The following is a 12,770-nucleotide window of genomic DNA, read 5'->3' as shown; positions in this document are numbered from 1 at the left end:
GGTAACGGACGCGGGGATTCGGGGCGAGGCCGGTCCCCGGTGCGCGGGGCGGAGCCGGGTCCCCTTGTCCCGCTCGGCACGGGAGCGGAGCGGAACACCCGCGGGGAAGCGCTCAGTTGCGGCTCCTCCGGCTCACCGGGACCCCTGACCGTCGCGCCGCCCCGGCTCCGGCCGCGTCGCACCCGCCGGCCGACTTCGCGGGCGACCGCAGCGCGACCCGTGGTCCGTCAGCCGGCGCCGCACGAAGGCCGTCGCCCGGCGGGAGTCGGCGAGGCCGCCGAGCGCGCAGCCATCGGCTATGAGGACCACGCGGGTCGGCAGCAGGGGCGCGCAGCGGCCGTCTCACCGCGTTGCGGTGAGCGCGGCGACGTCGACGGTCACGCCGTTGAGGACCGCGTTGCCCGACAGCGGGTCGAGCAGGCTGCCGTCGAGGAGCTGGTTGACGTTGACGCCGGGCTCCAGGGCCGCGTGGCGCAGCCGGGTGCCGGGCCGGTCGTGGCCCCAGCCGTGCGGGAGGCTCACCACGCCGGGCCGGACGCCGTCGGTGACCTCGGCGGGGGCGACCACCTCTCCGCCGGCCCCCTTCACACGCACCTGAGCCCCGTCGCTCACTCCGAGGCGTTCCGCGTCCTCGGGGTGGATGTGCAGGGTGCAGCGGTTGGTGCCGCCGGTGAGGGCGGGCACGTTGTGCATCCAGCTGTTGTTGGAGCGCAGATGGCGCCGGCCGACGAGGACGAGCCCGTCGGGGCGCTCGGCCAGCGCCGCCCGCAGTCGGGGCAGGTCGTCCGCGATCGGCTGCGCCAGCAGCTCGACCTTTCCGCTCCGGGTCTTCAGCGGCTGCGGCAGACGGGGGCGCAGCGGGCCGAGGTCGATGCCGTGCGGGTGGTCGAGGAGTCGCTGAAGGGTGAGGCCTTCGGGTCGTACGCCGAAGCCGTCGCCGTAGGGGCCGAGGCGCAACATCATGTCGAGCCGCCGCTCGGGGCCGGTCTCGCCGGTGAGCTCGGCGGCCAGCTCCTTCGGGTCCCGGCCGTGCACCGGCGAGTGCTCCTCGCGGACCGCCTTGCCGAGGGTCTGGTCGATCACCATCGCGTCGACGGCGGACGGGTCGGCCCCGTGCATGCCGCTCGCGGAGAGGATCAGCCGGGCCAGGATCTCGGACTCGGCCATCCGGCCGGGCTCCAGGGGGACGGCGGGGCGGGTGTAGCGGACCTGGTTGCGCACGGCGAGGGTGTTGAAGGCGAAGTCGTGGTGCGGGCTCTGGGAGGGCGGCGGCGGGGGCAGCACGACATGGGCGTGGCGCGAGGTCTCGTTCAGGTACGGGTCGACGCTGACCATGAAGTCGAGGGAGTCGAGTGCCTTGTCGAGCCGGGCTCCGTCGGGCGCGGAGAGCACGGGGTTGGCGGCGACCGCGATGAGGGCGCGGACCGGCTCGCCCTCCGCGGTCGGGGTGTCGATCTCCTCGGCGAGCGCGGAGAGCGGCAACTCGCCCTTCGCCTCGGGGTGCCGGCGCACCCGGGAGTGCCAGCGCCCGAGCTGGAAGCCGTGGCCGGGTCCGGCGGGGCGGGGCGTCCTGTCGGTGGCGGCCTGCGGGAAGAGGGCGCCGCCGGGCCGGTCGAGGTTGCCGGTGAGGATGTTGAGGACGTCCACCAGCCAGCTGGCGAGGGTACCGTGCGGGACGGTGCAGCTGCCGATGCGGGCGTAGACGGCGGCGGTCGGGGCGGCGGCGAGTTCGCGGGCGAGGACGCGGATCGTGTCCGCGTCGACGTCGCAGGCCTGTGCCACGGCCTCGGGGGTGAAGTCCTCCATCGCGTCCCGGAGTTCGTCGAGCCCCTGGACGTGCGGGGCCAGTTCGCCGAGTTCGGTGAGTTTCTCCTCGAAGAGCACGTGCGCCATCGCCGCGAGCAGCAACGCGTCGGTGCCGGGGCGGATCGCGATGTGCCGGTCGGCGAGCTTCGCGGTACGGGTGCGGCGCGGGTCGATGACGGTGAGGGTGCCGCCGCGGGCCCGGAGCGCCTTGAGCTTGCCGGGGAAGTCGGGTGCGGTGCACAGACTCCCGTTGGACTCCAGGGGGTTGGCACCGATCAGGAGGAGGTGGTCGGTGTGGTCCAGGTCGGGGACCGGGATGGCGTTGGCATCCCCGAAGAGCAGTCCGCTGGAGACGTGTTTGGGCATCTGGTCGACCGTGGAGGCGGTGAACAGGCTGCGGGTGCGCAGGGCACCGAGCAGCACCGTCGGGTAGAGGGCGCCGGCCATGGTGTGCACGTTGGGGTTGCCGAGGACGACACCCACGGCGTCGGGGCCGTACCGCTCGACGACCGGCCCGAGGCCCGCCGCCACCGCGTCGAAGGCCTCCTCCCAGGTGGCCTCGCGCAGTTCGCCGTCCTTGCGGACGAGCGGGGCGCGCAGCCGGTCGGGGTCGCCGTCGACGGCGCCGAAGGAGGCGCCCTTGGGGCAGATGAACCCCTTGCTGAACACGTCGTCGCGATCTCCGCGGGCTCCGGTGACGCGGGTTCCCTCGACGGTGAGGGTCAGCCCGCAGGTGGCCTCGCACAGGGGGCAGATACGCAGGGCGGTGCGGGGCACGGGTCCTCCCGGGGGCGGCTGCGGTGGCGCAGGACTAGGGGGAGCATACCGACCGGTATGCATGGAGGGGAGGGGTGTCCAGGGTCCCGTCGGAAATCCGCGCGCGGGCGGAGCGTCAGTCGAGCACCCGGGCGAGATAGGCCCGCAGCAGTTGCCGGGTCTCCTCGATGACCGCCCCGTCGCCCTCCGGATCCACCCGGAAGGCCAGGTGGACCAGGGTGTCGGCGGTCTCCACGGCGATCAGGAAGGTGCGCCGCAGGTCGTCGTCGGGGGTGCGGCCCAGGTAGCCGGAGAGCAGTTCGGTGAGGCGGTAGGCGACGCGGTGGTTGGGCTCGGCGTGCCGGGCGCCGACCGGGATCTGGTTGCCGAAGTCGACGAGGGAGAAGCCGGGCGCGGTGCGCTTCATCGCCAGGTACTCGTCGAGCACGGCGTCCATGGCCGCCCGCCAGTCGCCGCGCCGCGCCTCCTTCAGGCGCTGGGTGACGCGCTCGGAGTACCGCTCCAGGTTGCGCTGGGCGAGCGCGTCGGCCATCTGCCGCTTGTTGCCGAAGAAGCGGTAGACCGAGCCGATGGGCACGCCGGCGCGCACGGCGACGGCCCGGGTGCTCAGGTCGTCGTAGCCGACCTCGTCGAGGAGTTCGGCACAGGCGTCGAGGATCCGGGTGAGCCGTTCGGCACTGCGCCGCTGGACGGGCGCACGGCGCAGCGATGTCGCGTGGGGCACGGGCTTCATGATGCCTTTCCGCCGGGGTCCGGTGAACCTCGCCCCAGAGTACGGAGACGGGTGCCCGTTGCACTCATCGCCCGGGGGTCCCGTCCGGGACGGTGGCCCGCGTCACGTCGCTCCCGCCCGGAGAGGGCGGGAGCGTGGGCGCGGTCTCCGTCCCGGACGCCGTGATGTCGGCCGTGCTCTCCACCGGCTTGCCGTGCACGGCCCACACCGTGCCGTCGTCGGCGTACAGCCGGGCCGTGACGTGGTGGGTGCCGTGCGGCACGAGGCGGGCGGCGAGGCGGTAGCGCGGGGTGCGCAGCCGGGTGACCTGGCCGCCGTCCACGAAGAGGTAGGCGAGGCCGCGGCCGGCCACCGGCCGTGTCTTCGTGCCGGCCGGGGAGAAGCGGAAGTTGCGGACGGTCAGGTGCACGTCCCAGCTGCCGCCGGCGTCGGGCACCACCTCGACGCCGACGTCGGGTGCCCGGTTCTTGCCGATCTCACGGTAGTGCCGCCCCTCGCCGTCCGTGTCGTCGAGGAGTTTGCCCACCAGTGAGGCCGACACCTCGTCCTTCGGCTCGTGCGCCTCCCCCGTTCCGCACCCCGCCGTTCCGGCCAGGAGCAGGACGCAGACCGCGAGGGCGGCGCGAAGTCCACGCGTCCACGACATGCCGGGGAGCGTAGAACACCGGTTCCGACGGCCGAATCCCCCTGAAGTCTGGTTCCGACCCTTCTCAGGACGGAGATCCGAGTACCTCTTGCGCCCGCGAAAACGCAATCCTACGGTGTTACATAGGAATCGGGTTCGCAAGGGAGCGATCATGAGCGGGGACGCGCGGAAGACCGCCGAGGCACTGGCCTACCTCTCCGGGTTCGGCAACGAGCACGCCTCGGAGGCGGTGCCGGGCGCCCTGCCGGAGGGGCGCAACTCGCCGCAGCGCGCGCCGCTCGGCCTGTACGCGGAGCAGCTGAGCGGGTCGGCCTTCACCGAGCCGCGGGCGCACAACCGCCGCTCCTGGCTGTACCGCATCCGCCCGTCGGCCGCGCACCCCGGCTTCACCCGCACCGACAACGGCGACCTCCGCACCGCCCCGTTCGCCGAGACGGTGCCCGACCCCAACCGGCTGCGCTGGAACCCGCTGCCCGACCCGGCGGCGGGCACGGACTTCCTGGCGGGCCTGTGGACCCTGGGCGGCAACGGCGACGCGACCCAGCGCGCCGGCATGGCCGTGCACCTGTACCACGCCAACGCCTCGATGGAGCGGGTCTTCTCCGACGCCGACGGAGAGCTGCTGATCGTGCCGGAGCGCGGCGGGCTGCTGCTGCACACCGAGTTCGGCCGGCTCCATGTGGAACCCGCACAGGTGGCGCTGATTCCGCGTGGGGTCCGCTTCCGTGTGGAGCTGCTGGATGAGTCGGCGCGCGGTTATGTGTGCGAGAACTACGGGGCGCCGTTCCAGCTCCCCGACCTCGGGCCCATCGGCGCCAACGGACTCGCCAACGCGCGGGACTTCAAGGCGCCGGTCGCCGCGTACGAGGACGACGACACCGCGGGCCCGGTGGAGGTGGTGAACAAGTTCTGCGGCAACCTCTGGACGGCCGCCTACGACCACTCCCCGCTCGATGTGGTCGCCTGGCACGGCAACCATGTGCCCTACGTCTACGATCTGCGCCGTTTCAATGTGATCGGCACCATCTCGTACGACCACCCGGACCCCTCCATCTTCACCGTCCTGACCTCGCCCTCGGACACCCCGGGCCTGGCCGGCGTCGACTTCGTGGTCTTCGCGCCGCGCTGGCTCGTGGGCGAAGACACCTTCCGGCCGCCGTACTTCCACCGGAACGTGATGAGCGAGTACATGGGTCTGATCGAGGGCGCGTACGACGCGAAGGCGGAGGGCTTCGTGCCGGGCGGCGGCTCGCTGCACAACATGATGTCGGCGCACGGCCCGGACCGGGAGACCTTCGACCGGGCGAGCGCGGCCGAGCTGCGGCCGCAGAAGATCGACGACGGCCTCGCCTTCATGTTCGAGACCCGCTGGCCGGTGACCCTCACCCCGCACGCGGCGGGGGCGGAACACCTCCAGCGGCGCTACGACGACGTGTGGCAGGGCCTGGAACGCCACTTCCGCACGAGGTGACGTGATGACGCCTCCGTTGCGCCGACCGATGTTCGACAGGTACGGATAGCCTGGTGACCTCCTTCGCCCCGGATTCGATCGTCCTGAACCGCAAGCTGCCGCTCTGGTATCAGGTGTCGCAGTCGCTGCGCGCCTCGATACTCGGCCGCTCGCCCCAGGACCCGTTGCGCCTGCCCACCGAGGAGCAACTCGCGGAGCACTACGGGGTGAGCGTGCTGACCATGCGGCAGGCGCTGAAGGAGCTGGAGGACGAGGGGCTGATCAGCCGCCACCGGCGGCGCGGCACGTTCATCGAGCCGGGGGTCCGGCGGGGCGCCCCGGTGCGCCTGCTCGGCTCGGTGGACGCGATCGTGGCCCAGCAGTCCGGCATGACGACCGAGCTGCTGGACCACGGCAAGGCTCCCGTGCCGGCCGAACTCGCCGAGTACTTCCCGGATCTCGACGAGGTGGCCGCGTACCACCGGCTGCGCGGCGACGAGAAGACCGGTGAGCCGACCAACCACGCCCGCAACCACATCCGCCCCGAACTGGCCGCCCGCGTCGACCCGGACGACCTGATCCGCTGGCCGATGACCAAGGTGCTGCGGGACGTCGTCGGCGCGGACATCAGCCGCATCACGGACACCGTCGAGGCCCGGCTGGCCGATCCGGAGACCGCGCGGCTGCTCCAGGTCCCGCTGCTCAGCCCGATCCTGCACTACACGGGCGTGACGTACGACCCCGACGGGCGCGTGCTGGACGTGGCGGTCATCCAGTACCGGGGCGACCGCTTCTCCTTCACGGTGACCCTGGACGCCACCTGACTCCGCTGTCCCCGCGAGGCCTTACCGCATGTGCATGATGACGTGGTCGATCCGGCCGGTGAACTCCTGCCGTATCCGGCGAGCGGAGAGGCCCTTGTGGCATCTCGTCGCTGAACACCCCTCGCCGTACTACGTCACGAAGACCAAATGCACACGCAGCGCCGACGTGTCGGCGGTCGTCCTGCAACAGTCCCTGCGGGACCTGGACACCGCCTACAGTCGAAGAAAGCCACCCGGCAGTCGATCCGCCTCCACACCAACGCCTTCGCCCTGAAGGGCGACGGCACGGTGTACGTGGCAAAAGTCGGCAACCTCAAGGTCAAGTGGTCGCGCCGGCTTCCGCCAAAGACAGCTGCGGCCGGTACTTCCTCAGCTTCGTCGTGGACACCGAGCCGGACATCCTGCCCGGACTGGAGACCGACACCGGTCTCGACCTCGGCCTGTCCGCCTTCGCCGTCCTGTCCGACGGCAGCAAGATCGACAGCCCCCGCTCCCTGCGCCGGGCCGAGAAGAAACTCAAGCGCCTGCAGCGGGAACTGTGCCGCAAGGCCAAGGGATCGAAGAACCGGGCCAGAGCCCGCCTCAAGGTCGCACGCCGGCACGCCAAGCTGGCCGACCGGCGCCGGGACTGGCACCACAAGGCATCCACGCAGATCATTCGCGACAACCAAGCGGTGTACGTGGAAGACCTCGCGGTGTCCGGCCTCGGGCGCACCCGGCTCGCCAAGTCCGTCCATGACGCGGGATGGTCCGCGTTCGTCGGCATGCTGGAGTACAAGGCGGTCAAGCACGGCCGCACCTTCGCCAAGGCGCACCGGGCCTTCCCGTCCTCCCAGGTCTGCTCGGCCTGCGGATTCCGGGACGGCCCCCACAACGCAGCCCGCAATGTCCTCTTCGAAGGACGCCGGATCGTCGCCGCCGGACGGGTGGAGACGCCAAACGCCTGTGGAGTGCCGGTAAGACGGGCACACGTGCCCGCACAGCGCGGTGAAGCAGGAAGCCCCCGGAAGGGTCGCACGGCCCAGACCGGAATCCCTGGACTTTGGGCCAAGAAGCACGTCAAGATGCCCAGCGTGACGCTCGACGACGACGCTCCGCCGCTGGCGGACCTCATGCCGTGGTCCGTCGCACCCCTGCGGCCGGGTCGCGCCTGGCCGACGGCGCCCGACGCGGCCTGTCTGAAGGCCCGCTGGGACGCCCTGCTGAAGGCCGACGGCCCGGACCGGGAGGCCCTGTTCGAGCCGACCCGCTCGCGCACGCTGCACTCCGCGGTGGGACAGCTGCCGGGGCAGTCCAGCGGTACGGAGAAGCTGGTGCGCGCCTCGGGCCCGTGCCCGGAACCGGTCCGCGTGCTGGCGGCGCCCTTCGACGAGCAGTGGCTGATCCCCGACCACCGGCTGATCGACACGGCACGGCCGGAGTTGTGGCGGGTGGCGGACGAACACCAGGTGTTCACGGTGGAGCTGCCCGCCGACGTCCCGGGCCCGCCGCTCCTGGCCACCTCGCAGTTGCCCATCCTCCGCGCCGGCCGCATACGCCCACTCCACCGACGCCCCGGTGGCCGCGAACCCAACATCGCGCCGGGCCTGTTGGAGCACCTGGGCGCCCGACTGGGTCTGGCGCCCACGCCCCTGGACCTCCTCGCCTGGATCATGGCGGCCGTGCGTCCCGGCCTCACGGTCCCGCTCACCGGGGACGCCGAAGTCTGGTCGGCGGGCGTCACGTTGGGCCACCGACTCCTGTGGCTGATGCGTCGCGACGGGGAACGCCCCAAGCTCCCCGGCGGCCGCCGCCCCTACGTCCGCGCCCCGCTGCCCGCCCGTCCGCTCGCCCTCCACTACGACCGCGACGAGGAGACCCTCCACCTCGACGAGGGCCGCATCTCCCCCGTGCCGCCGGAGGCCTGGGACTTCGAGTCCGCCGGGGTCCGGGTCCTGGAGCAGTGGTTCATCACCCGCACGACGGCCCCGGCCCCCGGCACGCTGGACGCGATCCGCCCGGCCACCTGGCCCCAGCCGTGGACGTCGGAACTGCTGGAGCTCATCACCGTCCTGGCCCTGCTGGCGGAACTGCGCCCCCAGCAGACAGAGTTGAAGACCGCGGCGCCGATCACCACGGCCGAGCTCCACGAGGCAGGCGTCCTCCCGGTCCCGGCCCCGGCCCGCCGCCCCGCCTCGGTCCTCGACCACCACGAGGAGGGCCCGGAAGGGCAGTTCGCGCTGATCTAGTCGGCGGCCCGCAGCGCCGCCTCCAACCGCGCGATGTCCTCCGCGTCCTTCGTGCACCGGGGCCGGGCGGGGTCCCAGACCGGCATCATGCACTTGATCTCGGTCTGGACCACGGGGGCGACGATCGGGGCCACCAGGTCCCCGATGCGGCCCGGTTCGGCGTCGAGCATGCCGTCCGGCCACGGCGTCCCCGCCCAGGGCCCGCCGGCGACCACCACCCGGCCGTGCCCGCCCCCGTCCCTGTCGCTGTCCGTGTCCAGCAGCGTGAAGCCGCTGTCCAGGCCGTCCTTGGCGAAGTCGAGCTGCAGATCCGCGGGAGGCCCGGGGACCGGCCGGTATCCGAGCCCCCGCAATCCTTCGGCCGGCGCGGCCGCGCCCCGCGCCCAGGCGAACCAGTCGATGTCCCCGTGGTCGCGCGTGACCTCGCCGAGGAAGAAGTCCATCGCCCAGCCCCCGCGCAGCCACACGTCGATCCCGGCGGCCCGCGCCATGCTCAGCACCTCGGCGATCTGGGCGAGCTGCCGGTCGGCGCGCGGCGCGTTCACCGGGCGGCTCGGTCCGGGTCGAAGGCGTCGAGCAGGCGGTCCAGGGCCCGTTGGAACACCGCCTCCAGGTCGATCGGTCCCGGGTCCTCCGCGAAGGCCGCGGCCAGGTGGGGGTAGTCGCCCGTGGCGATGCGACCGCCCAGATAGGAGATGCGGGCCGCGTTCTCCTGCTCCTCCGACCAGGGCAGGGAGCGGGTGCGTTCCGCGGTCTCCAGTTCGTTGCGGACGTACGTGGTCACCACGCCGTTGACCATCGCGACGAGCTCCATCCGGGTGCCGTAGGAGACCCCGAGGGGTTCCAGGCAGGCCAGGCAGTGCTCGATGTAGCGCAGGGCGTTGGGGCTGAAGCCGTAGACGGGGGACATCAGACGGGGCATCCAGGGGTGCCGCCGCATGAGGGCGCGGGTCTGGTGCGCCACCCGGAGCATGTCGGCCCGCCAGTCCCCGCTCGGCTCCCACAGCTCGTGCTCGCCGCTGATCGCGTCCACCATCAGCTCGTACAGGTCCTCCTTGCGGGGGACGTAGTTGTACAGCGACATCGTGCCGCAGCCCAGCTCGGCCGCCACGTGCCGCATCGACACCGCGTCCAGACCCCGGGCATCGGCGATCCGCACGGCGGCCGCCGCGATGTCGTCGCGGGTGTACGCCGGCTTCGGCCCACGTCCCGTGCGCTCGGGGCGCGCCCAGATGACCTCGGGTTCGGCCCCTCGGACTGCCATCGATCATCACCTCGACCACCATGCTAGTTACGTACAGCGTACGTAGTGCGCTATGGTCGACCCATGGCTACTACGTACGCTGTACTTAGTGAAGGTCTGGAGAAGCGCTACGGCGCTGTGCATGCCCTGCGCGGCCTGGATCTGGCCGTGGCGCGGGGCTCGGTCTGCGGGCTGCTCGGGCCGAACGGGGCCGGGAAGACCACGGCCGTACGGCTGTTGACGACCCTGCTGCGGCCCGACGGCGGCTCGGCCCGGATCGCGGGGCACGACCTGGTGCGGGAGGCGGCTGCCGTACGGCGCCGGATCGGTGTCACGGGGCAGTACGCCTCGGTCGACGGGGACCTGACCGGGCGGGAGAACCTGCGGCTGTTCGCCCGGCTGCACCGGGTGCGCGGTCCGGCCGAGCGGGCCGCCGAACTGCTGGAGCGCTTCGGGCTGACCGAGGCCGCCGACCGGACGGCGTCCACGTACTCGGGCGGGATGCGCCGCCGGCTGGACCTCGCGGCCAGCCTCGTCCGCCGGCCCGAGGTGCTGTTCCTCGACGAGCCGACCACCGGTCTCGACCCGGCCAGCCGCAACCGGATGTGGGACGCCGTGCGCGAGCTGAAGGCGGACGGCACGACCGTGCTGCTGACCACCCAGTACCTGGAGGAGGCCGACCGACTCGCCGACGACATCGCCCTGATGGACCGGGGCCGGGTCGCGCACACCGGCTCGCCCGCCCACCTCAAGGCGCTCGTCGGAAGGTACGCGGAGGTCGTCGTCGCCGAGCCGGACGCGCTGGTGCGGGCGGCCGCGGTGCTCGACCGGCTGACCGGCGGCGAGCCCGCGTTCGACCACGACCGAGGCGCCGTCGGCGTCGTCACCACCGACCCGACGCTCACCCTCCCCCGCCTGGTGCGTGAACTCGACGCGCGGGACGTGCCGTTGCTCGACGCGAGCCTCCGGCAGCCGACGCTCGACGACGTCTGCCTGCGGCTCACCGGGCAGTTGGCCGAGGGCAAGGAGCTGGTGGCATGAGCGCGTGGGCGTACGACGGCACCGCGATGCTGGGCCGCCAGCTGCGACGGCTGCGGAACAATCCCGGGCTCGTGGTCCTCACCCAGACCATGCCGGTCACCATGCTGCTGTTCTTCGGGTACGTCTTCGGCAGCGCGCTCGCGATGCCCGGCCGGGAGTACCGCTCCCTCCTGGTCCCGGGGCTGCTGGTGGCGACCGCCGCAGGCGGGATCATGACCGGCATGTTCCAGGCGGCCCAGGACACCCACCGGGGCGTGACCGACCGGTTCCGCACGCTGCCGATGAGCCGGGCCGCCGTGCCCCTGGGCCAGGCGGTGGCCGATCTCGTCGTCACGGCCGCGGGCACGGTGCCGTTCCTGCTGGTCGGGCTCGCGGTGGGCTGGCGGATCGAGGGCTCGGTCCCCGACGCCGTGGACGCGCTCGCGCTGCTCCTGCTGTTCCGGTTCGCGTGCACCTGCGCCGGCATCTTCCTGGGCCTGCTGACCCGCAGCGAGGAGGCCGCCGGTCAGCTGGGCAGCGCGACCTTCATGCTGCCGCTGCTGTCGAACGCGTACATCCCCACCGACAACCTGCCCGGCTGGCTGCGCACGCTCGCGGAGTGGAACCCGATCAGCGCGGTCACCACGGCCCTGCGGGACCTCTTCGGCAACGCGCCCGCCCCCAAGGGCGCCGCCTGGCCGGTGGCCCACCCGATCGCCGGGTCGCTCGCCTGGTGCGCCGTGCTGATCGCGGTGTTCCTGCCGCTGGCGGTGCGCCGCTACGCACGGGGCGAGCGATGAGCGGCTGCTGACAAAGCCGCCGCCCACGGGACATGATCCGGTCCATGGACCAGCTCCCCCTGCCCCTGGAGGGCATCACCGTCGTCGCCGTCGAACAGGCCGTGGCCGCGCCCTTCGCGACCCGGCAGCTCGCCGACCTGGGCGCCCGGGTCATCAAGGTCGAGCGGATCGACGGCGGCGACTTCGCGCGCGGCTACGACACCGCGGCCCGCGGCCTCGCCTCCCACTTCGTGTGGTGCAACCGCGGCAAGGAGTCCATCGCCCTGAATCTGAAGGACCCGCGCGGACTCGACGTCGTACGGCGGCTGGTGGCGGACGCGGACGTGTTCGTGCAGAACCTCGCCCAGGGAGCCGCCGCCCGGCTGGGGCTCGACGCGGCCACGCTGTGCGCCGCGCACCCGCGGCTGGTCGCCGTGGACATCTCGGGGTACGGGGCGTCGGGGCCGTACGCGCACAAGCGGGCCTACGACATGCTCGTGCAGTGCGAGGCGGGCCTGGTGTCGGTGACCGGGACGCCGGAGCAGCCGGTCAAGGCAGGGATCCCGGCGGCCGACATCGCGGCGGCCATGTACGCCTTCTCGGGGGTGCTCGCGGCCCTGCTGCGCCGGGCCACCACCGGGCGCGGCGGGCCCGTCGAGGTGTCGATGCTGGAGGCCCTCGCCGAGTGGCTGGGGCACCCCCTGCACCATGCGATGCACGGCGGAACTCCCCCGGCGCGCACCGGCCTGGCGCACGCCGTCATCGCGCCCTACGACGCCTATCCGACGGCGGACGGCGGGCGGGTGCTGCTGTCGGTGCAGAACGACCGGGAGTGGCGGCGGCTGGCCGAGCGGGTCGTCGGGCGGCCCGAGTTGGGCACGGACCCGGCGTACGCGACGAACGCGGCGCGCGTCGCCCACCGGGAACGCACCGACGAGTTGGTCGGGCGGGCGCTGGGCGCGCTGGACACCGACGAGGCGCTGGCGCGGCTGGAGGACGCGGGCATCGCCTGTGCGCGGCTGCGGGACCTGCACGAACTGGCGGAGCATCCGCAGCTGGCGGCACGGGAGCGGTGGCGGGAGGTGGGATCGCCGGTCGGACCGCTGAAGGCGCTGCTGCCGCCCATCACGCTGCCGGGCGGGGACGAGGCGCGGATGGGGGACGTACCCGCGCTCGGACAGCACACCGGTGCGCTGCTGCGTGCCGTGGGGATGACGGACGAGGAGATCGCAGCGTTGCGCCGGGACGGTGTGGCGGCCTGAGC

Annotated in this window: 11 protein-coding genes and 1 pseudogene; 7 read left to right on the top strand and 5 right to left on the bottom strand. The window is 72.8% G+C overall.

Features of this window, described 5'->3' with window-relative positions; genetic code table 11:
- Nucleotides 1–342: 342 nt before the first annotated feature.
- The 3 genes from ACWGKT_RS19110 to ACWGKT_RS19100 all read right to left on the bottom strand — a co-directional run bounded on the left by ACWGKT_RS19110 (nucleotide 343) and on the right by ACWGKT_RS19100 (nucleotide 3,962).
- On the bottom strand, nucleotides 343–2,583 hold the full coding sequence (locus ACWGKT_RS19110; protein WP_453274581.1) for a molybdopterin oxidoreductase family protein: 2,241 nt from the start codon (nucleotides 2,581–2,583) through the stop codon (nucleotides 343–345).
- Nucleotides 2,584–2,698: 115 nt separating this feature from the next.
- Complete coding sequence (locus tag ACWGKT_RS19105; protein WP_453274580.1) at nucleotides 2,699–3,316, bottom strand: TetR family transcriptional regulator; 618 nt, start codon at nucleotides 3,314–3,316, stop codon at nucleotides 2,699–2,701.
- A 64-nt stretch (nucleotides 3,317–3,380) separates the two neighbouring features.
- A complete protein-coding gene (locus tag ACWGKT_RS19100; protein WP_453274579.1) occupies nucleotides 3,381–3,962 on the bottom strand; it encodes a hypothetical protein in 582 nt (193 codons plus the stop codon).
- A 151-nt stretch (nucleotides 3,963–4,113) separates the two neighbouring features.
- On the opposite strand from ACWGKT_RS19100, the gene hmgA reads away from it, so the two are divergent.
- The 4 genes and pseudogenes from hmgA to ACWGKT_RS19080 all read left to right on the top strand — a co-directional run bounded on the left by hmgA (nucleotide 4,114) and on the right by ACWGKT_RS19080 (nucleotide 8,464).
- Nucleotides 4,114–5,433, top strand: coding sequence for a homogentisate 1,2-dioxygenase (hmgA, locus tag ACWGKT_RS19095; protein WP_453274578.1), 1,320 nt, complete (start codon nucleotides 4,114–4,116; stop codon nucleotides 5,431–5,433).
- A 53-nt stretch (nucleotides 5,434–5,486) separates the two neighbouring features.
- On the top strand, nucleotides 5,487–6,236 hold the full coding sequence (locus ACWGKT_RS19090; protein ID WP_453274577.1) for a GntR family transcriptional regulator: 750 nt from the start codon (nucleotides 5,487–5,489) through the stop codon (nucleotides 6,234–6,236).
- Nucleotides 6,237–6,559: 323 nt separating this feature from the next.
- A pseudogene (locus tag ACWGKT_RS19085) lies at nucleotides 6,560–7,063 on the top strand (RNA-guided endonuclease InsQ/TnpB family protein); the annotation flags it as partial.
- Nucleotides 7,064–7,300: 237 nt separating this feature from the next.
- Nucleotides 7,301–8,464 carry a type ISP restriction/modification enzyme gene (locus ACWGKT_RS19080; protein WP_453274615.1) on the top strand — a complete coding sequence of 388 codons (1,164 nt, stop codon included), beginning with the start codon at nucleotides 7,301–7,303 and terminating at the stop codon, nucleotides 8,462–8,464.
- Here ACWGKT_RS19080 and ACWGKT_RS19075 read toward each other — a convergent pair.
- Both ACWGKT_RS19075 and ACWGKT_RS19070 read right to left on the bottom strand, forming a co-directional pair.
- Nucleotides 8,461–9,009 (bottom strand): nucleotidyltransferase domain-containing protein, encoded by a 549-nt coding sequence (locus ACWGKT_RS19075; protein WP_453274576.1) that lies wholly within the window; start codon nucleotides 9,007–9,009, stop codon nucleotides 8,461–8,463. The two genes, ACWGKT_RS19080 and ACWGKT_RS19075, sit on opposite strands and share 4 nt — an antisense overlap.
- On the bottom strand, nucleotides 9,006–9,728 hold the full coding sequence (locus tag ACWGKT_RS19070) for a TetR/AcrR family transcriptional regulator (RefSeq protein WP_356152209.1): 723 nt from the start codon (nucleotides 9,726–9,728) through the stop codon (nucleotides 9,006–9,008). The genes ACWGKT_RS19075 and ACWGKT_RS19070 overlap by 4 nt, the downstream gene beginning before the upstream one ends.
- 63 nt (nucleotides 9,729–9,791) lie before the next feature.
- Between ACWGKT_RS19070 and ACWGKT_RS19065 the strand changes: the two genes are divergently transcribed.
- From ACWGKT_RS19065 to ACWGKT_RS19055, 3 genes are read left to right on the top strand one after another with little or no spacing between them, the layout of a single operon-like run.
- Nucleotides 9,792–10,748, top strand: coding sequence for an ATP-binding cassette domain-containing protein (locus tag ACWGKT_RS19065; RefSeq protein ID WP_453274575.1), 957 nt, complete (start codon nucleotides 9,792–9,794; stop codon nucleotides 10,746–10,748).
- Entirely contained in the window at nucleotides 10,745–11,527 is a 783-nt protein-coding gene (locus ACWGKT_RS19060; RefSeq protein WP_453274574.1) for an ABC transporter permease, read from the top strand. Before ACWGKT_RS19065 ends, ACWGKT_RS19060 begins: the two co-directional genes overlap by 4 nt.
- 44 nt (nucleotides 11,528–11,571) lie before the next feature.
- On the top strand, nucleotides 11,572–12,768 hold the full coding sequence (locus tag ACWGKT_RS19055; protein WP_453274573.1) for a CaiB/BaiF CoA transferase family protein: 1,197 nt from the start codon (nucleotides 11,572–11,574) through the stop codon (nucleotides 12,766–12,768).
- Nucleotides 12,769–12,770: the final 2 nt, after the last annotated feature.

The sequence above is a fragment of the Streptomyces sp. NPDC054794 genome (genome assembly GCF_053611585.1).
This window is presented reverse-complemented; position numbering and strand designations above follow the sequence as displayed.